Source organism: Neorhizobium sp. BETTINA12A (genome assembly GCF_023006485.1).
In the GTDB taxonomy this organism is placed as follows: Bacteria; Pseudomonadota; Alphaproteobacteria; order Rhizobiales; family Rhizobiaceae; genus Neorhizobium.
The window spans coordinates 26,275-48,014 of the sequence record NZ_JALBGW010000002.1 but is presented as its reverse complement, the minus strand read 5'-3'; the positions used below and the strand labels follow the sequence as shown (position 1 = coordinate 48,014).

Sequence of the window (21,740 nt, the reverse complement as noted above, 5' to 3'; positions counted from 1 at the left end):
GCATTGCTTTTCGGCCAGAGTGTATTAACAGGGAAACAGTTCGGAACTGAGGAAAAGCAAGTTGAGCGACTTCGACAGCGCGCCGATCGAGATGCTCGAAATGCCGATGGCGTCCGGTGAGATCACTGAAGAGTATTTCAATCACGTCCGTAAGATAAACGACGTGTTTTATGACCAAATCAAAATATCCGATCAGAAGGCTGCCTATATTTTTACCTTCATGCTGGCATTTTTGATCTCTTCGAGCGAGGGGCGCGGCGTCTTCACCTTGGCGCGGTATACCGGGGGCACGTGGCTTGCGGTGGTTGTTTCCGCATTGCTCGCCATCGCGTCAGTTTCCTCAATTCTTTCAGCCATCCTCGTTGTGTTGCCTCGGCGGGTGGCGAAATCCACCTCGCTTTTTTGGGGGACATGGCCGCAGCACCGAGCAATATTCGAGCACGCGGCGCAGCGCAGCGACGTCGGTTATCTTTTCAAGGAATACCTGGACAATGCCGACGTGTTGTCCCTCATCGCCCGGCAGAAGTACCGATGTGTCTCCTATGCATTCCGCGGGATGCTCTTCACGGTAGTTTCATACGTCCTGCTTCTTCTGATCACCTGAAGGACGATGTCCAAGCCTGCCCCGAGCGCAAGCCCGATGGTTCCGGCCCCCGATTGCGGCCGCCACGATGAGGCCAGGCTTTGTGCCGCGCGGCAGCTCGCGCTCTTCAGGAAGAAGTCCGGTGTAGCGACTGGATTTCTCGCAGGCGCCAGGCGCGCGGCGTCTCTCCGGTCTGCTTTAGGAAAAACCGCGAGAAATAGGCGGGATCGGCAAAGCCGAGGCGATGACCGACTTCCTGTACGGATGCGAGCGAGAAGACGAGCTCGCGCTTCGACTCTTCGATCAGCTTGGCGGCGATCAGATCGCGCGCCGTACAGCCCGCCACCGACCGGACGATGCGGTTGAGATGGGTCAGCGAGATGCCGAGTTCGCCCGCGTAAAAGGATATCGGTTTATGCGAGCGGAAGTGCTGCCGGATCAGGCCGCCCAGCATCTCCATCCGCCGTTCGCCTTCGTTCGCCGGGAGCTGGTTGATGTCGTCGGCGTGAGAGATGCGCGCCGTCAGCCTCAGCGCGAGCTTTACGTAGGAAGCCAGAAGCTCATTGCGCCCGCTGTTGCGGTGGTCGAATTCCTCGCCAATTCGTTTCACTGTTTGCATCACGTAGGCAGCATCGGCGTTCGACGGGTCGAGCGGGGTGAGGTGCGGTGTGGCGAGCCATTCGCCGAAGCGGCTGCGCTCCCCCGGCGGATGGCCCAGATGAGAACTCAGGATCGTGACGACCAACCCCTCGATATCGCGGGAGAACCGGAAGCCATGATTGAGGGCAGGGGGAACAGTGACGATCGACGGCGGGCGGATGGCATGCGTCTCGGTGTCGAAGGTCGCGTCGCCCGATCCCGCCTCGATGTACAGTATCTGAAAGAATGACTCATGCCGATGCAGGCGGATTTCCCATTGGTGGCGGCTGCTTCTCGCCTTGATGGTTTCGCAATGCAGCCAGAAATCATGCCGCTTGCCTGGATCCTCTCCGTATAGCTGGTAGGTCGGTATGTGCCTGTTCATCGGATGCCTCCGGCCGCAATGTTCGTTTTGTCCAATTTTTTGGCTTGAATGTCCATTGCTGCCAACACGGAAGCCGAGCACAATTTACCAAAACAAAAACATTCGGGAGGAGACGCATGAGAACGCAGGTCGCCATTATCGGCTCCGGACCGTCGGGTCTCCTGCTCGGCCAGCTTCTGACGGAAGCGGGCGTCGACAACATCATCCTCGATCGTGTCGGCAAGGAGTACATCCTCGGCCGCGTCCGCGCCGGCGTGTTGGAGGAGGGCACGGTCGGATTGATCGACCAGGCCGGGGCCGGCGCCCGGCTGCATTCCGAAGGCTTGCCGCATGAAGGTTTTTCGCTCGCCTTCGACGGGCGCGACCACCGGATCGATCTCTACGGGCTGACCGGCGGCAAGCGCGTCATGGTCTATGGCCAGACCGAAGTGACCCGCGACCTGATGGAACGTCGCGAGGCAGGCGGAGCCCAGACGATCTATGAAGCCGGCAATGTCACGCCCCATGATTTTGACACCCGCTTACCCTTCGTCACCTACGAAAAAGACGGCAGCACGCATCGCATCGACTGCGATTTCATCGCCGGCTGCGATGGTTCTCACGGCCCCAGCCGCAACGCCGTGCCGAAAAGCGCAATCCGCGTTTTCGAGAAGATCTATCCGTTCGGCTGGCTCGGCATCCTGGCAGAGGTCGCGCCGGTCAACCATGAACTGATCTATGCCAACCACCCACGCGGTTTCGCGCTCTGTTCGATGCGCTCGGCGACCCGCAGCCGTTATTATCTCCAGTGCGCGCTCGACGAGAAGATCGTGGACTGGAGCGACGACCGGTTCTGGGACGAGCTTCGCCGCCGCTTGCCGGTGCATCACGCGGAAGCGCTGATCACCGCGCCGTCCTTCGAGAAGTCGATCGCACCGCTGCGGTCGTTCGTTGCCGAGCCGATGCGGTTCGGCAACCTGTTCCTCGTCGGCGACGCAGCCCATATCGTGCCGCCGACCGGAGCCAAGGGGCTGAACCTTGCCGCAAGCGACGTGCATTACCTCTTCGACGGGCTGCGGGGACACTATTTGGACCATTCCGATGCCGGCATCGACGCCTATTCCGAAAGAGCTTTGGCCCGCGTCTGGAAGGCGGTGCGCTTCTCCTGGTGGATGACGACGATGATGCATCGTTTTCCCGATACGGGCGAATTCGATCAGAGGATCCAGGAAGCCGAGCTGGACTATCTGACCCATTCGCGGGCGGCCTCGACGGCGCTTGCGGAGAACTATGTGGGCCTGCCTTTTTAAGGACGCGCGCCCCACGAAATCGGCAATCATGAGGCTTTAGTTTTTCGTGGCGGGCCTGCTTAAATTTTTTTCGGATTCCCTCTTGAATCGAAAATCGCTCAAAACCAGATCATTTTCGTCGGCAGCCTAAAAGGGGCCGATCGAACCGGAGGCGCAGGTTTCCGACGCGTCTCCATTCCATGTTGCTTTACGGAGGATATGGCTATGAGAAACGAACTTGATTTCGCACCACTCTACCGGTCCAGCATCGGCTTCGACCGCATCTTCAATCTCCTGAACAATGCGCAGCGCCTGCAGGCTATCGATACTTGGCCGCCCTACGACATCGTCAAAACCGGAGAAGACGACTATCGCATCCAGATGGCCGTCGCGGGTTTTGCCGAGGGCGACCTCGACATCACCCAGGAGCGCAACGTTCTCGTGGTAAAGGGGCAGAAAGCCGAGGAGAAGGACGGTGAATACTTGCACCGCGGCATTGCCGGACGGACATTCGAACGCCGCTTCGAGCTTGCCGACCATGTCAGGGTCGAGAACGCCTCGTTGAGGAATGGCCTTCTCTCGATCGCGCTGAAGCGCGAAGTGCCCGAGGCCATGAAACCGCGCAGGATTGCGATCGGAGACAGTTCCTTTCAGCAGGCGCCTCTTCAGATCGAGGCCGAGCGTCAGGTGGCTTAGGGAGAACGTCTCGATGAAGTTCCCGACAAAGCCGTTCACGGTCCAGATCAAAAAACGTCGAGGCATCAAGACAAAGGACGCTCGAAAGGGCGTGTTCTCGAAGCTGCTGGACAAGGTTCGTCCCGAAACGGCGGCTCCGGCAGCACGATCCTGAAGCGACTTTTTCGACGCAGAAAGGGCCGGCATGTCAGGCCGGCCCTGCATCCGGCTTCGACCATTCTCGAACCCATCATGGATCAAGGATCATTCCGGCTCACATGCTCAGGCGCTTACCGCTTCCAGCGTCGAAAAGATGCAGCGCAGAGGCGCTGCCTCGGACATGCATGAGATCGCCCACACTCATTTCCTGGTCGCGAGGAAACTCGACAGCCAGCATTCTCGTGTGCCCGACCTCAATATAGCCATAGGTCTGGCTGCCGAGCTTCTCGGCCACCATCAATTCGCCGCTGAACCAGGCCTGTTCGGCCGGACATTGCATCAGGTCTTCCGGCCTTATCCCGAGGACGATGTCCTCGGCGCCATGGCCTGACAATTCAAGCCCGTCCAGCTTAACGGTTCTTCCAAGCACTTGAGCCTCGCCTCCCGATCTGGAGAGCTTGGCCGGGACGGTGTTCATGGTCGGACTGCCGATGAAGCGGGCGACGAACAGGCTCGACGGCTTGTGATAGAGATCGAGCGGCTTGCCGACCTGCTCGACGACGCCCCCGTTCATCACCACGATGCGGTCCGCAAGCGTCATGGCCTCCACCTGGTCATGGGTCACGTAAACGGTGGTCGCCTTCATGCGGCGATGGAGTTTTGCAATTTCGAGGCGCATCTCCACGCGCAGGGCTGCGTCGAGGTTGGAGAGAGGCTCATCGAAGAGAAACGCCGCAGGCTCGCGAACGATCGCGCGTCCCATCGCGACGCGCTGGCGTTGTCCGCCAGACAGTTGCGCAGGGCGCCGGTCGAGGTAATCCTGGATCTTCAGGATGTCCGCCGCCTGGTTGACGCGGTTGTCAATATCAGGCTGATCGCTGCCGCGCATCTTCAGGCCGAAAGACATGTTTTCCCGCACGCTCATGTGGGGATAGAGCGCGTAGTCCTGAAACACCATGGCGATGTTACGCTCGGCCGGCGGTAGCAGGTTCACAGTCCGGCCTCCGATATCGAGTTCACCGCCGGAGATCTCCTCCAGCCCGGCAATCATGCGCAGCAGGGTCGATTTTCCGCAGCCGGAAGGGCCGACGAGGACCAGGAATTCGCCGCTTTCTATCTCGATATCGATGTCGTGGATGACCCGCAGAGCACCATAGGATTTCTGGATTTTCTTCAATGCAATGCCGGCCACGTTTTTCCTCCTCCACACGACTTTGGCGCTTGACGCCAATTATCGATATCAATATCAATAATGATAAGTTTAGAAATGCGCAACCGGCTGGATCGACTACATGGCGTATTTTTCGTCTCGACCGACATCGACCAAACCCCCCAAGGCAGGCGCCGCCTTCAACGCCTTGAAGCGCGACATCATGCTCGGAACGCTGGCGCCCGGAACCGGGCTGACCGAACTGGATCTGGCGGCACATTTCCAGTGCAGCCAGGGAACGGTGCGTGAAGCGCTGCTTCAGCTCCAGGAGGAGGGGCTTGTTCGTCGCCAGGGGCATCGAGGCACGCAGGTCTCGGAATGCACCGAGGACGAGGCGATCGAAATGTTCCGGCTGCGCCAGCAGATCGAGGGTAGCGGCATGGCGCGGGTGATGCGTGCGCCGAGCCGGACGCTGGTCAAGGAGCTCAATGGCCTTCTTGAGAAGATGCTTGTCGCTGCCGGAGCGGGCGATGAACTGGAACTCGCTTCGTTCGACCGCGACTTCCATCGCCGAATTTTCGAGGATGCCAATCTGCCGGCACTCGACCCGATCCTGCATCGCTGCCTCGTCCACAATCACCGCTTCAAGATTTCCCGCAGCCCGATGGCGCGGGATCTCGAGGCGACGGCGCTGCGCCATCGCAGCATCATTGACGCGATCGAGGGCGGCGACGCAAGGCGCGCCACCACCGCCATGCATCATCATATCGCGACCATCGTCGACTTTGGGCCGGAAGTCTTCCCGGAGGTGATCCAGTGAGCAACGATATCGAATTGTCGGGTGTCTTGTCGGACGAGATGGCGGCGCTCATCGAGCGGGTCCTTGCCGAACTGGGACCGTTACCGGATCCGACAATGCTGCCGCCTGCGCAAGGTCGGGCGCAATCGCTTGCCGCCAATGAACGCTGCAACGTTAACCTGCCGGCGATGGAAAACGTGACTGAGGTCATGGTGGCGGAAGACCCAAGCCTTGGTTCGGCACGTTGTCGCCTCAAGGTGCTCGTCCCTCCCGGCGGCGGGGCAGGCGCCATCCTTTTCGTACACGGCGGCGGTTTTGCCTTCTGCTCGCCGGAAACCCACGAGCGCTGCGCCCGGGTTCTGGCACTCGAAAGTGGCCTGCCGGTTGTCATGCCTGATTATCGGCTGGCGCCGGAAAATCCCTATCCGGCAGGCCTCAAGGACGTCGTTGCCAGCCTGCGCAACCTTTTCGAAGTGACGGCCGATGCTGGCGTCCGCCGCGGCCCGTTGCTGATTTCGGGCGACTCCGCGGGCGCGAACCTTGCTCTTGCGGCGATGCTGCATGAGCAAGCGGAAGGCCGCGCATTGCCGGATGCAGCGCTGCTCTTCTACGGCTGTTACGCACGGAGCTTCACGTCGCCGTCCTATGTCCGCTTCTCCGAAGGTCCCGCGCTGACGCGCGGAAAGATGCAGCGCTACTGGTCGTTCTATTCCGGCGAGTGCGCGATCGAGGAGGATCCGCTCGCCTGTCCCCTCGCGGCTTCCGATGCGGCCCTGGCCGCGCTGCCGCCGCTTTATCTGATGGCGGCCGCCGTGGATCCGCTGCTTTCCGACACTTTGGGCCTGAGCCAACGTCTCAAGGCTTTTGGCCGTGATGACGAGTTGCACATCGTGCCGGGCGTCATCCACGGTTTCCTGCAGAACACCAACGAACTTTCGGCCGCAAGGGAGGCTCTGGCGGTCGCGGGCAATGCAGCAAGGCGACTAACAAGACGTCCATGACGTAAACAATCAGGAGGAGGAGACTATGAAATTTCTGAAGACACTCGCGCTCGGGGCCGCTCTTGCGGCTTCGGCCGCTTTCAGCCAGGCCAAGGCGGAAACCGTCCGCTTCTGGTACCATTTCGACAATCCGGCGAACCCGATGTCGGATCTGGTCAAGAAATTCGAGACAGCCAATCCCGGCATCAAGATCGAAGCCGAGAACGTGCCGTGGAACAGCTACTACGACAACCTCTACACCGCGCTGGTCGGCGGCAACGCGCCTGACGCGGCCATGGTGAAGCTCTTCGCCCAGCCGCGGCTCGCTGAAATGGGCGCGCTGGAACCGATCGGCAAGCAGATCGACAGCTGGAAAGGCAAAGCAGACCTTCTGGATAACCTGCTTGAGCTGAACAAGGGGCCTGACGGCAAGCAGTATTATCTGCCGATCCAGTATGTCGTCCTCTATCTATACTATCGAACCGACCTCTTCCAGGCAGCTGGCCTGCAGCCGCCGAAGACCTGTGAAGAATTCCGCAACGCGGCCATCAAGCTCACCAATGCGCCGCAGACCTATGGTTTCGGCTTGCGCGGCGGCAAGGGCGGCTGGGACCAGTGGGGTGCGTTCGTGCTCTCCCAGGGCGCCGAGCTGAAGCCGGGCGGCCTGACCAAGCCGGAGGCGATTGCCGCAAACCAGTGGCTGGTGGATCTCTTCCAGAAGGACAAGGTCATTCCGCCGTCCGCGCCGAATGACGGCTTCCAGGAAATCGTTGCCGCCTTCAAGTCCGGCAAGACGGCGATGACCATCCACCATATCGGTTCGTCCAAGGATCTCGTAGCCGCACTCGGCGACAAGGTCTCGGCCGTGCCGGTTCCGAAATGCGGCAATGGCCAGTGGACTTCCTACGGCGACGAGTCGCTCGCGATCTTCTCTTCGTCCTCGGTGAAGGATGCGGCCTGGAAGTGGATTTCCTTCCTCGCAGAGGGCCAGAACAACGTTGCCTTCAACAGCGCGACGGGTCAGCTGACGGTCACGAAGAGCGGTTCCGCCGACTGGAAACTCCATGAGCGCCGTTTCGTCGAAGCGACCGTCCAGTCCTTGCCATTCGCAAAGGTGCTGCCCCAGACCTCGGCGGTTTCGGAATTCGTCAACACGGCCTGGCAGACGAACATGCAGCAGGCGCTGACCGGTCAGATCACGGCGAAGAAAATGATGGAACAGCTGCAGACGCTGTTTGCTCAGTAAAATCTCCCGGTCCCGGCAGTGATGTGTCGGGACCTCCTTCTCCGCCGCGGTCCACAGGCAGGATAAGCATGTCCCTATCGATCTCTTCCCCCACCCAGCGCCGCACAACGTCGATATGGCGTTCCGAGCGGCTGCTTCCCTACCTGCTGCTTGCCCCCGCCGTCGTGGTCACCGTCGTCATCGTGTTCATGCCGATGGTGCAGGCGGTGTTCACGAGCTTCTACGATCTCATCCTGTTTCGGCCGAACGCCAGCAAGTTCGTCGGTTTTGGAAACTACGTAAAACTGTTCAACGATCCGGTCTTCTGGACGGCGCTCTGGAACACGGTCATCTGGATCGGCCTGACCGTGCCGCTGCAGATGGGGTTGGGGCTTGTCGCAGCGCTGCTTCTCAATCGCGAATTTCCCTGGCGCGGTCTTGCACGCGCCCTCATCATCATTCCCTGGGCATTGCCGAGCGTCGTGATCGCGCTGATGTGGCGCTGGATCTATGACCCGAATACCGGCGTGCTCAACGACATCCTCATCTATCTTTCGATCGTTCGCTCGGCGGTGCCGTGGCTTGCCGACCCGAATGTCGCGATCTACGCGATCATCGCGACGCTGACCTGGCAGGGTTTTCCCTTTTTCGCGGTGATGATCCTCGCCGGCCTGCAGGGAATTCCACGCAGCCAGTATGAGGCAGCCTCGATCGACGGCGCTTCTACGTGGCGGCAATTCGTGCATATCACGCTGCCGGGGATCGCGCCGGTGCTGGCAACGGCCGGGCTGCTCCGGGTGATCTGGGTCGCCAATTCCATGGATGTCATCTTCGTCATGACCGGCGGCGGTCCGGGTTATGCGACGCACACGCTGCCGCTCTACGCCTTCGTCAAGGCGCGCCAGAATCTCGATTTCGGATACGGCACGTCGATCGCCGTCACCTTCACCATTTTTCTGGGTGCGTTCGTGGCTCTCTATCTCGCCCGCACCATGCGCGAGGTGGAACGATGAGACAGCAGAGCACGCTTCGCCGGATCCTCACGACGGACCTGCCCGTCCTGGTAATCGTCCTCTTCGCCATGGCGCCGTTCGCCTGGATGATCCTGACGTCGCTGACGCCGACCGCCGTGCTTTCTGCCACCGGAGTATCGCTTTCACCGCGGGGCTGGAGCCTCGACAACTATGTGCGGCTGGTCGAGCAGACGTCCTTCCTCAAGAACATGCTCGACAGCCTGATCATCGCCGGCGGCACGGTCGTCGTCGGACTGATCGTCTCGGTTACGGCTGCCTACGCTTTCTCCCGGTTTCGCTTCCCGGGCCGCAAGCTGTTGATGCTGCAGTTCCTGCTGATCAACATGTTCCCGATCGTGCTGCTCATCCTGCCGCTCTTCGTGCTGATGCGCCGCTTCAACATTCTCGACACCCATTTCGGTCTGATCCTCGCCAACGCGACGGTGGCGATCCCATTCGCGGTGTGGATGCTGACGAGCTATATCGGCGCCATCCCGAAGAGCCTCGACGAAGCAGCCATGACGGATGGATGCTCGCGGCTGACGGCGCTGCGCAAGATAGTCCTGCCGCTGACCATGCCGGGCATCATCTCCACCGGCATCTACATCTTCATCACCGCCTGGAACGAATATCTCTACGCCCTGACGCTGGGCGGGCGAAACGTACGGCCGGTCACGGTGGCGATCCAGACGTTGATCGGCGAGTACCAGATCGAATGGGGCCTGCTGGCGGCCGGCGCAGTGGTCGGCGCCATGCCTGCAACCATCCTGTTCCTTCTCGTTCAGCGCCGCCTCGTCGGCGGCCTGACCCAGGGCGCGGTGAAAGGGTGAGAATGGCCGGCGCTGAAAGAGCTCCACCCTCATTCCGGTGCTCGTCACAGGGATGAGGGAAGCGGAACATTCAACAGAAAGAACAACGGAACTATCGAGGATTTGAAAAGGAAATGACAATGAACCCCATCGGGTTGATTTCCATGCAATATGCGAGGCCTTTTACGGCCGAGCATTTCCGGCTGTTTGAGAAGATGCGTGAGCACGGTTTTGATTTTGTGGAGCTTCTGGTTCCGGAGATCGGCGAACTCGACATCGGGGAAACAAAAAGGGCGCTCGACGATGCCGGCCTCGGCGTGGTGCTCGCCGCCCGCGTCAACCTGCAGCGCAATCTCGCATCGGCGGATGCCGAGGCCCATCGCGCCGGTATCGACTACCTGAAATACACGGTCGATTGCGCCGCCGGCCTGGGCGCGAAGATCGTCGGAGGCCCGCTGACCGGAAATCCGCTGGTTTTCGCCGGACGCCCCCCGCAGCCGGTCGACGAAACCGAAAGGCTGGCCCGGAAGGAACGCTGCGTCAGGGGTCTGAAAGAGGCTGGCGATTATGCGGGCAAGGCCGGCGTGCTGTTGGCCGTCGAACCGCTGAACCGTTTCGAAAGCGATGTGCTTTGCACGACGCAGCAGGCGATGGAATTGCTGGACGCGGTCGATAACCCGGCCGTCAAACTGATGCTCGATACCTTCCACATGCACATGGAAGAAAGCTCGATCGCCGAGGCGATCCTCCTTGCAGGTGACCGTCTCGTGCATTTCCAGGCCAATGAGAACCACCGCGGCTTCCCGGGAACGGGAATGACCAACTGGGTCGAAGTCTGCCGCGCCCTTCACGAGGTCGGTTACAAGGGGCCGGTATCGCTCGAGCCGTTCCGGCGCAGTGACGACCGTTTCGGGGTGCCGTTTGCCCAGTGGCGCCCGCCGCACGAGGACGAAAGCAATCGCCTCGCAGCCTCCAGCGCATTCATGAAATCCCATCTCCTGCTTACGGAATATCGTCGATGACTTTGAAAATCGGTTGGATCGGTTGTGGTATCCACGCAACCCAGATGCTGCTTCCCCAGCTCGTGCGCCATGATGTCGAGCTCGTGGCGATGTGCGATATCGACGGCAAGCGTCTGAAGGATGCCGGCCGGCAATTCGGCGTCGCCAATCTGACGACGGATGCCCAGACGTTGCTTTCGACACCCGGAATCGATGCGGTCGGAATGGCCGTCGGGCCGGATCAGCATCTTGCCTTCGGCAAGGCGGCGCTCGAACGGGGCCTGTCGGTTTTCATGGAAAAACCGCCATCGGGTTCTGCCGCCGGTGCGCGGGAGCTTCTGGCCGCCTCGGAAAAGGCAAAGAAGCCGCTGCTCATCGGGTTCATGAAGCGATATTCGATCGGCAACCGCATGGCGGCGAACATCGTGAAATCCGGACGCTTCGGGGACGTGCTGGGCCTGACCGGCTACTACATGACAGCCCCCGGCTATTTCGTCGGCAACGTCGATTACACCGGCTTCTTCCTGCACCACTGCGTCCACTACATGGACCTTGTGTCCTTCCTGGTTTCACCGGTTCGTTCGATCTCCACCCGCAAGGTCGAAAAGACCCCGGGACGCCTGCTTTTCCATGTGGCTTTCGAATTCGAATGCGGCGCGATCGGCAATATCGCCATGGGTACAGTCCAGTCGCGGGGCACTCCGGTCGAGCGGATCGAGCTGATGGGCGACCATCAGCGCATCGAGGTGGACGACGTGATCGAGATCCGCTGGCACCGCAACCCGCCCTTCAAGATCGACGACCTCGGCGCGACGCTGAAGGAGGATTGCGATACGCTGACCTGGAAGCCGAACTTTACCGCAGCCGCCAACGAGGACCCGAAAGGATATCACGCATTGCTGGCCGACGTCGTCCCGGCCCTGGGGGGAGCTTCGACGCCCGCCCCGACGATCGCCGAAGGCGTCATCGCCATGGAGCGGCTGGAAACGATGCGGCGCGAACTGGCACTTTGATCTGACCTGACGCACCTGTCATCAGCACGTTGCCGTCTCCTTACTTTGGACGCCCGGCTTTCAATCGAGGATCGCCGGGCGAAGCGTCGTTTCGCACCATTGGCGGAAGCTCGTGGGCGTGGTGTTGTCAGCACTTCGCGCGACGCCGAGGTCGAGGCCGCGGTTCTTCGCGTCTGCCATGTCTGTCATTCCCTGGGCCATTGCTTCGGAATACCCGAACTGCAAGAATCGGGCTTTATAGGCGTCGAGCGGAATCTGCTGGAACCGTATCGGCCTGCCGAGCACATCGGACATGATGTCCGCCATGTCATTGAAGGAGATGTTCTCTCGACCGAGGACCGCGACTTCTTCTTGACCTGTCCAGGTCTCGTCGAGCAGCAGTCGCGATGCGACGGCCGCGATGTCGCGGGTAGCGCAGCTCGGCAATTTCAGGTCGCCGTCGATCGGCGAAAAGAACGCTCCTTGGGCCTTAATCACCGCAGCCTGCATGAGGGTGTTGTCTATGAACGACGGCATGGTCAGCGCCCTAAAATTCACGCCAGTGGCCGCAATCAGGTCGTCCATCGCAAGCGAGGCCGTGACATAACCGGCCTGGTTGGCGAGCGGGGTCGCTCGACCGAGCGCACTGACGCTGACGACGCGTTTGACGCCGCAGGCCTTCAACGCTTCGGCGGCCGGCTTACTAAAATCGACATAGGCGGCCGTGACGCTGTCTGCCTTCGAGTCGGCAGGCACCAGCCAAAAGACTGCGTCGGCGCCCTCGAACGCCTGGTTCACGACATTGGCATCGGCATGGGAACCCGAAACGATCTCAACCCGGTTGCGAATGGAATCGGATAGCCTGGATGGATCGCGGACGATGACGCGTACGGCGGCGCCGTTCTCAAGCAGATTCTCAACGAGCTGATGGCCGATATCGCCCGTAGGGGTCGTGACTACAATCATGGCATGCTCCTTATGTTCTCGCGGGTCGATGTCGTTCCTTGTTCAGGACCAACGCCGTGGCTCGCCGAAACAAATAAGGCGTTGCTCGCAGACGATCCATGCTCCATGGTCTTGATTATCGTCGCGATCGTCCGGAAAACGTATGGATCCCCTGTCCGAGCTTCTCACCCTGCTAAAACCCAGCAGCACCATTTCGTCCGGCTTCGATGCCGGCGGGGATTGGTCGGTCCGGTTCGGCGACCAGCAACGCCAGATCAAATGTTATGTGATCCAGTCGGGCGGGTGCTGGTTGGCCGTCGATAGCGTCCGCGATCCGGTACGCCTCGAGCAGGGTGACTGCTTTGTGCTTCCGCGCGGATTGCCGTTCCGGCTTGCAAGCGACCTCAATCTGCCCTCGATCGATGCCTCCACGATCTTTCCGCCAGCCCGTGCCGGCGGAATGGTGACCATCAACGGAGGGGGTGGTTTTTCCCTGACGGGATCCCGCTTTGCGGTCGGTGGTCATCATGCCGAACTGCTGCTGGAGATGTTGCCGCCCATCGTGCACCTCAGCCAGGAAGCGGAGCGGGACGCCTTGCGCTGGTCGATCGAACGCATGATGCAGGAAGTTCGTTTAAACCAGCCTGGCGGCTACCTCATGGCTCAACATCTTGCGCATATGATGCTGCTCCAGGCGCTTCGCATGCATCTCGCAAACGGTCATCAGGGCACGGGATGGTTCTTTGCCTTGTCGGACAAACGCCTGAGCGGCGCAATTCGGGCCATTCACGCTGACCCTGCAAGACATTGGACGCTGACGGAGCTTGGCGAGACAGCTGGCATGTCACGCTCGGTATTTGCGGAACGCTTCAGGGCAACTGTCGGAGAGACACCGATCGACTATCTGTCGCGATGGCGCATGCTTCTTGCCTGCGACCGGCTCGAAAAGGGAAATGATCCCATCTCCGTTGTCGCGCCGGCGCTCGGCTACCAGTCCGAGAGCGCCTTCAGCAAGGCGTTCAAGCGAGTGGTCGGGTGCTCGCCGCGAGAATATCGCGGACAGGTGGACACCTCTCCTGAAACACAGCTCGCACCCTGATCCGGATAGACAGCGTCTTTCGCTACGGCGGAGACGTCGTCGGCTCGGAGTGCACGGTGCTACAAAAAACTTGCGTCGAACAATTCGTGGGAATAGCTCGCGTGGGTCACGCCCGCCTGCAGATCCGCCTTGGTGAGTTCGTCGACGAACACGCCATTCTGCATGACGAGGACCCGATCGCACATATGGGAGATGACGGAGAGATCGTGACTGACGAGAATGAACGTCAGATTGCGCTCCTCCCGCTGGTCCGCCAGCAGATTGAGCACTTCCGCCTGGATCGAGACATCGAGCGCCGAAGTCGGTTCGTCGAGAAGCAGGATCGGCGGTGACAGGATCAGCGCCCGTGCAATCGCTACGCGCTGACGCTGGCCGCCGGAGAGTTCATGCGGGAAACGGCCGGCGAAATGCACCGGCAGGCCGACCTGTTGCAGTGCCTCCGCGACCCTTGTCCAACCGTCGCCAGCGCCCATCGACCTGATGGGTTCGGCGAGTGCGGTGCCGATGCGGTGGCGTGGATGCAGCGAGCCGTAGGGGTCCTGAAACACCATCTGGGCAAGCTTCAGCTCGTCGCGTGTCCGCACCTTGCCGACCGGTTTGCCGTCAAACGATATCGATCCAGTCCATGCGCCCTCGAGGCCGGCAAGCGAGCGCAGCACCGTCGATTTGCCGCAACCGGATTCACCGACGATGCCGAGCGCTTCGCCGCGGCTCACGGCGAAACTGACACCGCGAACGACATGATTGCTTTTATCCTTGGAGCCATAGACGACATCGAGGTTTTCGACCTTGATCATGGATTGGTCTCCACTTCGATCGATTTGCGATCGAGGACTTTCAGGCGTCTGACGGGATGTTTGGGATCAGGCATCGCAGCGATCAGGCCCCGGGTGTAGGGATGCGCTGCATCTTCGAGCTTGCTCAGCGTTTCGACGACGCGGCCAGAATACATGACCAGAATGCGCTCGCAAAAAGCAGCGACCATACGGATGTCGTGGCTGATGAGGATCAGGCCGGAATTGTTCTCCCGCACCAGTTCATCGAGCAGCGTCAGAACGTCCTTGCGTACGCTGACGTCGAGTGCAGACGTCGGTTCATCGGCGATCACGAGCTTGGGGCGCGCCAGAAGCATCATCGCAATCATCACCCGCTGGCCCATGCCGCCGGATATCTGGTGTGGGTAAAGAGACAGGACGCGATCGGGATCGTTGATGCGCACCCTCGCCAGCATGTCGCGGGCGTGCGCAACGGCAGCCTTGCCACCGACGCCAAGATGCAGCTTTGCAGCCTCGGCAACCTGTTTTCCGATGGTCAGGACAGGGTTCAACGAATAACGCGGATCCTGCATGATCAGGGCGATATCCTTGCCGCGAAGAGCGCCCATCTGCCGTTCGGTCTTTTCCAGCAACGGGCTGCCGAGGAAATCCATTCGCTCGGCGGTCACGCCGGCGCGCTGCGGCAAGAGCCGCATGATGGCGCGGCCGGTGGTCGATTTGCCCGAGCCGGATTCACCAACGATGCCGATGCGCTCCCGCCCCACATCAAAGCTGACATTGGAGACCGCCGGAATGGAGTTTCGGCCGAAGCGGACGTTCAGGCCGCGAACGGACAGGACGGGCATTTCCTCAAGATCTGGCATGGCGCGGGTCCAATAGATCGCGAAGCGTGTCTCCGGCGATGTTGAAGGCAAGGCTGGTCAACAGAATGGCGACGCCGGGCATCACCGCGACCCACCAATAATCGAGCATGAATTTACGCCCGCTGGAAATCATCGCACCCCATTCCGGCAGCGGCGGCTGTGCGCCGAGACCGAGGAAGCCGAGGGAGGCAGCCGTCAGGATGATGCCTGCCATGTTGAGCGTCAGCCGCACGATCACCGAGGGAATACACATCGGGGCGATGTAGAGAAACAGGATGCGCAATGGCGAAGCGCCGTAAAGCCTTGCGGCCGCCACGTAATCCGCGTTGCGCACGACGAGCGCTTCCGCGCGTGCAAGTCGGGCGATCGGCGGCCAGGCCGTCAGCGAAATGGCAACGATCGCGGTTCCCAAGCCTGCCCCGAGAGCAGCGGCGAAGGCAAGCGCCAGGATCAGTGACGGAAACGACAGGACTATATCCGTGGCCCGCATCAGAATGGCATCGGTGCGTCCGCCGAAAAAGCCCGCGACGACGCCGATGACGAGGCCGATCGGGCCGACAATCACCGAGACGGACAAGACGGTCTGGATGGTGATGCGCGTGCCGTAGACGAGACGGCTGAAGATATCGCGTCCGAATTCGTCCGTGCCGGCGAGATGCGCGAGGCTCGGAGGCTGAAGCGCGTCGCCCAATGTCTGGGCCGCGGGATCGTAAGGTGCGATCCACGGCGCAAAGATTGCGACCACGACCAGAATGGCGAGGATGATGAAGCCCACCATGCCAAGTGGTTCGTCGGCGAGTTTGCGCAGAATGCGAGAGGTCGAGTTCCATATCCGGGTGCCGATTGCCGGCGGCTGAATGATGGCGTCGTCCTGAATGATATTGCTCATCGTGCGGCCTCCCGGGTGCGCGGATCAAGAAGCGCGTAGGCGATGTCTGCAATGAAATTCAGGAGCATGAAGATGAAACCAACAATGATGGTCGCCGCGAGAATTGCGTTCATGTCGCCGATCATGAGGGCGTTGGTCATGTACTGACCGATGCCGGGCCATGAAAACACGATCTCTGTCACCACCGCGCCTTCCAAAAGGTTGCCGTAAGAGATCGCGAGGACCGTGATCAATTGAACCGCGATATTGGGCAGGACGTGGCTGATGACGGTGCGGACCGGGCCGACGCCCTTGGCGCGCGCGGCGATGACATAGTCCTGGTTGAGCTGCTCCAGCGTGAATGCCCGGGTCATGCGCGTGATATAGGCCATGGCCATATAGGCAAGGATGCAGGCCGGCAGGATGATATGCGACAGGGCGTTCCAGAAGATGTCCGTCTCGCCTTCGAGCAGGCTGTCGACGAGCATCAGTCCCGTGGTCGGTTCGATCAGGCCTTCATAGAAGACATCGACGCGACCGGGGCCACCGACCAGGTTGAGGCCGGCATAGAAGATAACCAAGCCCACGATACCGAACCAGAAGACCGGGATCGAATGCCCGACCAGTGCGAAGACGCGCGCAAATTTGTCGACCGCGCTATCCCTGAAGAGACCGGCCGCCAGGCCGAGAGGAACGCCGATCAGAGTGGAAATCAACACCGCGAGCGTTGCAAGTTCCAGCGTTGCCGGGAATGCCTGCGACAGGTCCTTGGTGACCGCGTTGCCGGTCAGGATGGCTGTGCCCATATCGCCGTGCAGCAGTCCCCAGACATAGACGAAGAATTGCTGATAGAGCGGCAGATCGAGGCCAAGCCTAACGCGCATGGCCTCGTAGGCTTTCGGATCGGCGAGTTCGCCGACAATGGCCCCGACCGGATCGGTCGGCATGACGCGACCGATCACGAAGGTGACGCACAACAGGATGAACAGGCTGACGATCAGATGGATAAGTCGTCGTCCCAGCTCGGCTAACGAAAGTTCCTTCATGATCGGCTGCCTGATCTGACGCTAAGTTACTTATCGGTCTTCGCGACGCCTTCGAGACGTGTCGTCTGGCTCGGATGCCCGACATAACCCTGCACGCGGCTCGTCAGAACGATCGGCTCATATCGTTCGAAGAGCGGCAGAACAGCAGGCTTCTGGGCAACGAACATTTCCTGCATCTGAACGTAAAGGGCGCCGCGCTTCTTCGCATCCGGTTCCAGCGCAGCCTTGGCGGTGATGGCCGTCAGTTCGGGAATGTCCCAGCCGGAGCGCCATACGAAGTTGCCGGCATTGTTGGCCTTCAGCGAATTATCCGGATTGCTGGAGAATTGCTCCATCGCGCCCAGGACGTTCGGCATATAGGCACCCGTCTGCGGGATCAGCAGATCGAAATCTCGCGCCCGGTGCGCGGCGATGATATCCGCACCATTGCCCTGCATGATATTGACCTTGACGCCGATCTGGCCGAGCGACGCCTGGATAGCGGTCGCAAGATCGATGCGCGGCGTCTGGGCAATCGTCTTCAGGTTCACCGTGAAGCCGTCCTTGTATCCGGCTTCGGCCAACAGCGCCTTTGCCTTTGCCACGTCCAGCTTCCAATCCGGGCTCGGAATGGCAAATTCGAAGTTTTCCGGAACGGGAACCGTGCGTGCGCGGCCGTACGGCCCCATGATGGCCTTTTCCATGCCCTTGTAGTCGATGCCGTAGGCGATCGCTTCGCGGACCTTGGGGTTGGAAAGCGGCTCCTTGCTGGCGTTCATCGACAGGACATAAAAGCCCCCTGTTGGGACGCGCTGGATTTCATAGCCCTGCTTGCCGGTGAAGGTTGCTAGGTCGGTCGCGGTCAGCGCGCTTGCGATGTCGATATCGCCACGCTCGAGCATCAGCCGCTCGACCTGGCTCTCAGGCACATGGCGCACAATGACGCGGCGCATCTTCGGCTGTCCGGCGACGTAATTCTTGTTCGCGTCGAGGATGACGATCTCGTTCGGCGTCCACTTGTTCAGCGTGAAAGGGCCCGAGCCTGCCGAATTGGTGCGCAACCAAGCATTACCCCAGTCGTCGTTGACGACGTGGCTCTTCAGTTCCTTGCTGTCGACAACGCTGGCGATGACCATTGCCAGCCGATAGAGCAGGAGCTCGGAGGTGACCTCGCCGGAAAGGTCGATGCGCACGGTCTTCTCGTCCGGCGCCGTTACCAGCTTTTCGACATTGCCGCCGTTGTAGCCGACACGCTTGAGATTGGCGGCGGCGGCCTGGTCGAGTTTCAGGAGGCGGGTAATCGAGTATACCACGTCCGCGGAGGTGACCGGGTTGCCCGAGGCGAATTCCGCCTTGCGCAGATGGAACGTGATGCCCTTGTCGTCGATCTCCCATTTTTCGGCGAGCTGCGGGGAAATCTTTCCCGAACCGTCGGTGGAAACCAGGCGATCGTAGAGGTTTGCCATGATCTCGTTGGCTTTGGCTTCCGTTGCCTGATGCGGATCCAGCGAGAGAACCTGGGCAAGCGACGTCGCAATAACAAGCTGATTGGCCGGCGTCTCGGCAAAAGCTGCTGGCATGCCGAACGACATGACAGCGAAAGCGGCGCCGACGAGCAATCGAGTGCAAAGATATTTCATTGTAACTCCTCCCAGAGTTGGCCAAGGGCATCGCCGCTTGTTTTAAGCGTTGTATGATGACTTAGCGGACTTTCTGAGGGATGGCAAGCTTTGCCGGAATCGCTCATCAGGCTGCAGTCCGGACCTTGGGCAAGCCTTCCTGGAGATCTTCGGGGTAAAGTAACTCAGGATAACCATTTGATAATGCGTGTTATCGCGCAGTCTCTCGCCGAGAGCCCGAAAGACAGCCCGTCGGCGGCGGGAACCCGTCCCGTGATATGTCCGTCCAGCGGTCTGGACGCCGGACTGCGCGAAGGTGCTCGACAGCCGATAAAAATCATAATAGGTCGTATGATATGTGAGAGGCTTGGGAGGATGCTAAAATGTATGTCGGCACACAAGTTGGCGCGAGAGATGATGACGACTACCGTGTTTTCGCTCAGTTGGGATTGAAACACATCTGCGCAGACCCGCCCGGCGCGCCTTCGAGCTGGAAGCTGGAAGATCTCGAGCGTCATCGCGACAAGATCGAGAGCTTCGGGCTGATCCTCGACATGATCCAGCTTCCGCTTCCCTCGCAGCCCATCGAGAAGGCGTCCTATCCGGATATCCTCCTCAAAGGCCCCGATCGCGACCGGCAGATCGACGCGGTGTGCAGGTTGATCGAGGAAACGGCCAAGGCCGGCATCCCCTCGGTGAAATACAATCTCAACCTGATCGGCATTCCGCGGACCCAGATGGAACCGGGGCGAGGCGGCTCACTGAACGAAGCCTTTCGGTGGGACAAGGCCGACCAGCAGGCCGAACCGGGCCTGGCAGGTGTGTTGTCCGAGGACGAGAACTGGGAGCGGATCGACTATTTCTTGGAACGGGTGGTGCCTGTCGCGGAGAGCAACAAGGTGCGGCTTGCCTGCCATCCGCATGACCCTTACACCCCGCCCGGCTACAAGGGCGTTACTCGCGTGCTCGGCACCGTTGAGGGTTTAAAAAAGTTCGTGCTGATGCGCGAGAGCCCCTATCACGGTCTCAATTTTTGCCAGGGCTCGATCGGGGAGATGCTGGACAATCCCGGGCAGGAAATCGACGATATTATTCGTTGGTTCGGGACACGCGGCAAGATCTTCAATGTCCACTTCCGTAACATCGCGGGCGGAAAGCTCTCTTTCATGGAGACCTTTCCGGACGAGGGCGACATGGACATGGTGCGTTCCCTCAAGGTTTATAAAGAAGTCGGCTATCGCTACATGATCATGCCGGATCACGTTCCCACGATAAGCGGCCGCGATCCCACGGGCGTGGCCTTTGCTTTTTGCTACGGTTATATCGCTGCCCTGCTCGAAGCGATGAAATAGCAACTTCGACGGCCACGCATGTGCCACATCGTTGATCGAAACTGCCGAGCTCAGCGGCTCTTCGGGCTCAGCCCGTCTTGCAACGGAGCTCGGACTCCATGCCGGCAATCCAGTCGGCTCCGTATGGTGGCGGAGGGAATTGAGACGAATGCACAACTTGGGCAGCAGGCTGGAATAACCGGCAGTCATTGCCAGGTTTAGGTCTGCGAAAGATATGGCTTGAGCAGACGATGGCCGGCCAAGCTGTTATTTCCAGCTTGTATAATCGCTTGCGACGCAGCCAAACGGCGCTCGATCGTGGCCGAACCGTTTCTTTAGTTGGCCGCAGCCCCATTCGTTCAGCGGCGCCGGCATCAGGTTGTTGATATCCATCCCCGGGCTTTGAAACTGCGTGCTCGAACTCGTTACATACCAAAGCCAGAAACCGAACACGCCGACCACGATCACGAGCAGGGTGCCGAAAAACATCTGCAGCCGCTTGCCGATCGAAATCGTCCTTTTAGCCTCATCGAGCAATACCGGTCCGTTATGGCCGCCGTTAAACTGCACGAATGGGGCAAGCGCAGCGTCACGCTCCTCCCCGGTCAGCCCGATACGCTGCAGACGATCATCCAGAAGTACCGGCAAGGCGGTCTTACCGTGCCTGACGGCCAGTCCAACGGCCTTTCCATTCGCTTCCCCCACGATCAGCGGCTCTTCGCCGTCCCTCATCCGCGTATAGACCGAGCGCCCCGTCTTATCGCCGGCGAGCTTGTCGTTGTAGGTGATATTGAGGAGGTTTCGCTTCCGGTCGAAAGCGGTGATTTCCACCGGCACAGGCTTTAGGAGCGCTGGCCGCCGCAGCTGACGTTTGACACGCCAGATCCGCAGAGCCAGGAACAGCATTCCGAGGCTCATGCCGCCGAGCAGAGCAGTGAACAAGCCAAGGGTGATGATCCGATTCCAGAGCTTGTCCAGGCCAAGGCTCATGGTCGCCAGTTCCGGGTGATCCGTGGAGATCACAAGATCCGTCTCGTAGTCTCCCACATGAAAGTCTACGAACATGATCTTCACCTCGGAGCTGTAATTTCGTCCATTATAGCTGTAGACGAGCTGCGCCTCGCAATCGGTGAAGATGGCTTTGCGGGTCGTGCAATGCCCGTTTTGAACATCCCCGTCTTCCATCACCAAGGGATTCCGGCTGATCTGGAAATCGCGCAGGAGCCCCGGCGCTTGCCAGAGGACGAGGAAAACAGCCAATGCAAGAATGATGGGGGTCGACCAGAAGTAAGCTCCAGGTGTCGAGATAACGTCGCGGGCGATTGAGAGCGGGCGATTCGGCAAAATGAGCGCGGGCATAACGGCGGCTTTCAGCTATGTCGGTCGACGGTTGATCGGACTTATCTCTAGCTTTGCATTGGCGAGGCAATCTGCTTGTCATAATGCCTCTTCAAAAAAATCCCGCCTTGGTTAGGACAAATCATCGATTCGCGGAATAGATGTTTTCCCGCTTGTTCGCCTATAGGTAGCCGCCGC

General features: G+C 60.1%; 22 protein-coding genes. 13 read left to right on the top strand and 9 right to left on the bottom strand.

Going from position 1 to position 21,740, the window contains the following annotated elements; translation table 11 throughout:
• Positions 1-61: 61 nt before the first annotated feature.
• Complete coding sequence (locus tag MOV61_RS01170) at positions 62-604, top strand: Pycsar system effector family protein (protein WP_040125582.1); 543 nt, start codon at positions 62-64, stop codon at positions 602-604.
• A gap of 106 nt (positions 605-710) precedes the next feature.
• On the opposite strand, the gene MOV61_RS01165 is transcribed toward MOV61_RS01170, so the two are convergent.
• The gene (locus tag MOV61_RS01165) at positions 711-1,607 is read right to left on the bottom strand and encodes a helix-turn-helix domain-containing protein (protein WP_247135235.1); all 897 of its coding nucleotides are present in this window, start codon (positions 1,605-1,607) and stop codon (positions 711-713) included.
• A gap of 116 nt (positions 1,608-1,723) precedes the next feature.
• On the opposite strand from MOV61_RS01165, the gene pobA reads away from it, so the two are divergent.
• The 3 genes from pobA to MOV61_RS01150 all read left to right on the top strand — a co-directional run bounded on the left by pobA (position 1,724) and on the right by MOV61_RS01150 (position 3,725).
• Complete coding sequence (pobA, locus tag MOV61_RS01160) at positions 1,724-2,896, top strand: 4-hydroxybenzoate 3-monooxygenase (protein WP_247135234.1); 1,173 nt, start codon at positions 1,724-1,726, stop codon at positions 2,894-2,896.
• Between the two features lie 204 nt (positions 2,897-3,100).
• Positions 3,101-3,571 (top strand): Hsp20 family protein, encoded by a 471-nt coding sequence (locus MOV61_RS01155; protein WP_247135233.1) that lies wholly within the window; start codon positions 3,101-3,103, stop codon positions 3,569-3,571.
• Between the two features lie 13 nt (positions 3,572-3,584).
• Positions 3,585-3,725, top strand: a complete 141-nt coding sequence (locus MOV61_RS01150) for a hypothetical protein (protein ID WP_247135232.1) — start codon at positions 3,585-3,587, stop codon at positions 3,723-3,725.
• A 99-nt stretch (positions 3,726-3,824) separates the two neighbouring features.
• On the opposite strand, the gene MOV61_RS01145 is transcribed toward MOV61_RS01150, so the two are convergent.
• Complete coding sequence (locus tag MOV61_RS01145; RefSeq protein WP_247135231.1) at positions 3,825-4,901, bottom strand: ABC transporter ATP-binding protein; 1,077 nt, start codon at positions 4,899-4,901, stop codon at positions 3,825-3,827.
• Positions 4,902-5,001: 100 nt separating this feature from the next.
• On the opposite strand from MOV61_RS01145, the gene MOV61_RS01140 reads away from it, so the two are divergent.
• The 7 genes from MOV61_RS01140 (at position 5,002) to MOV61_RS01110 (ending at position 11,699) form a co-directional block, all read left to right on the top strand.
• A complete protein-coding gene (locus MOV61_RS01140) occupies positions 5,002-5,679 on the top strand; it encodes a GntR family transcriptional regulator (protein WP_247135230.1) in 678 nt (225 codons plus the stop codon).
• The gene (locus MOV61_RS01135) at positions 5,676-6,659 is read left to right on the top strand and encodes an alpha/beta hydrolase (protein ID WP_247135229.1); all 984 of its coding nucleotides are present in this window, start codon (positions 5,676-5,678) and stop codon (positions 6,657-6,659) included. Before MOV61_RS01140 ends, MOV61_RS01135 begins: the two co-directional genes overlap by 4 nt.
• A gap of 25 nt (positions 6,660-6,684) precedes the next feature.
• A complete protein-coding gene (locus MOV61_RS01130; RefSeq protein WP_247031201.1) occupies positions 6,685-7,884 on the top strand; it encodes a sugar ABC transporter substrate-binding protein in 1,200 nt (399 codons plus the stop codon).
• A gap of 68 nt (positions 7,885-7,952) precedes the next feature.
• Complete coding sequence (locus MOV61_RS01125; RefSeq protein ID WP_247135228.1) at positions 7,953-8,876, top strand: carbohydrate ABC transporter permease; 924 nt, start codon at positions 7,953-7,955, stop codon at positions 8,874-8,876.
• On the top strand, positions 8,873-9,706 hold the full coding sequence (locus MOV61_RS01120; RefSeq protein WP_247031203.1) for a carbohydrate ABC transporter permease: 834 nt from the start codon (positions 8,873-8,875) through the stop codon (positions 9,704-9,706). The genes MOV61_RS01125 and MOV61_RS01120 overlap by 4 nt, the downstream gene beginning before the upstream one ends.
• Before the next feature lie 119 nt (positions 9,707-9,825).
• Entirely contained in the window at positions 9,826-10,707 is an 882-nt protein-coding gene (locus MOV61_RS01115) for a sugar phosphate isomerase/epimerase (RefSeq protein ID WP_247135227.1), read from the top strand.
• Complete coding sequence (locus tag MOV61_RS01110) at positions 10,704-11,699, top strand: Gfo/Idh/MocA family protein (RefSeq protein WP_247135226.1); 996 nt, start codon at positions 10,704-10,706, stop codon at positions 11,697-11,699. The genes MOV61_RS01115 and MOV61_RS01110 overlap by 4 nt, the downstream gene beginning before the upstream one ends.
• A gap of 60 nt (positions 11,700-11,759) precedes the next feature.
• On the opposite strand, the gene MOV61_RS01105 is transcribed toward MOV61_RS01110, so the two are convergent.
• Positions 11,760-12,644 carry an NAD(P)H-binding protein gene (locus MOV61_RS01105; protein WP_247135225.1) on the bottom strand — a complete coding sequence of 295 codons (885 nt, stop codon included), beginning with the start codon at positions 12,642-12,644 and terminating at the stop codon, positions 11,760-11,762.
• 142 nt (positions 12,645-12,786) lie between these two features.
• Between MOV61_RS01105 and MOV61_RS01100 the strand changes: the two genes are divergently transcribed.
• Entirely contained in the window at positions 12,787-13,722 is a 936-nt protein-coding gene (locus MOV61_RS01100; protein WP_247135224.1) for an AraC family transcriptional regulator, read from the top strand.
• 59 nt (positions 13,723-13,781) lie between these two features.
• On the opposite strand, the gene MOV61_RS01095 is transcribed toward MOV61_RS01100, so the two are convergent.
• Genes MOV61_RS01095 through MOV61_RS01075 form a run of 5 tightly spaced genes read right to left on the bottom strand, consistent with a single transcriptional unit; the run spans position 13,782 to position 18,846 of the window.
• The gene (locus MOV61_RS01095; RefSeq protein ID WP_247135223.1) at positions 13,782-14,519 is read right to left on the bottom strand and encodes an ABC transporter ATP-binding protein; all 738 of its coding nucleotides are present in this window, start codon (positions 14,517-14,519) and stop codon (positions 13,782-13,784) included.
• The gene (locus MOV61_RS01090) at positions 14,516-15,361 is read right to left on the bottom strand and encodes an ABC transporter ATP-binding protein (protein WP_040125569.1); all 846 of its coding nucleotides are present in this window, start codon (positions 15,359-15,361) and stop codon (positions 14,516-14,518) included. The genes MOV61_RS01095 and MOV61_RS01090 overlap by 4 nt, the downstream gene beginning before the upstream one ends.
• On the bottom strand, positions 15,348-16,250 hold the full coding sequence (locus MOV61_RS01085; protein ID WP_247135222.1) for an ABC transporter permease: 903 nt from the start codon (positions 16,248-16,250) through the stop codon (positions 15,348-15,350). The genes MOV61_RS01090 and MOV61_RS01085 overlap by 14 nt, the downstream gene beginning before the upstream one ends.
• Entirely contained in the window at positions 16,247-17,275 is a 1,029-nt protein-coding gene (locus MOV61_RS01080) for an ABC transporter permease (protein WP_247135221.1), read from the bottom strand. The genes MOV61_RS01085 and MOV61_RS01080 overlap by 4 nt, the downstream gene beginning before the upstream one ends.
• A 26-nt stretch (positions 17,276-17,301) precedes the next feature.
• Complete coding sequence (locus MOV61_RS01075) at positions 17,302-18,846, bottom strand: ABC transporter substrate-binding protein (RefSeq protein ID WP_408962332.1); 1,545 nt, start codon at positions 18,844-18,846, stop codon at positions 17,302-17,304.
• A 410-nt stretch (positions 18,847-19,256) separates the two neighbouring features.
• On the opposite strand from MOV61_RS01075, the gene MOV61_RS01070 reads away from it, so the two are divergent.
• A complete protein-coding gene (locus tag MOV61_RS01070) occupies positions 19,257-20,225 on the top strand; it encodes a mannonate dehydratase (protein ID WP_041366123.1) in 969 nt (322 codons plus the stop codon).
• 246 nt (positions 20,226-20,471) lie between these two features.
• On the opposite strand, the gene MOV61_RS01065 is transcribed toward MOV61_RS01070, so the two are convergent.
• Positions 20,472-21,563, bottom strand: a complete 1,092-nt coding sequence (locus tag MOV61_RS01065) for a hypothetical protein (protein ID WP_247135219.1) — start codon at positions 21,561-21,563, stop codon at positions 20,472-20,474.
• Positions 21,564-21,740 lie beyond the last annotated feature (177 nt).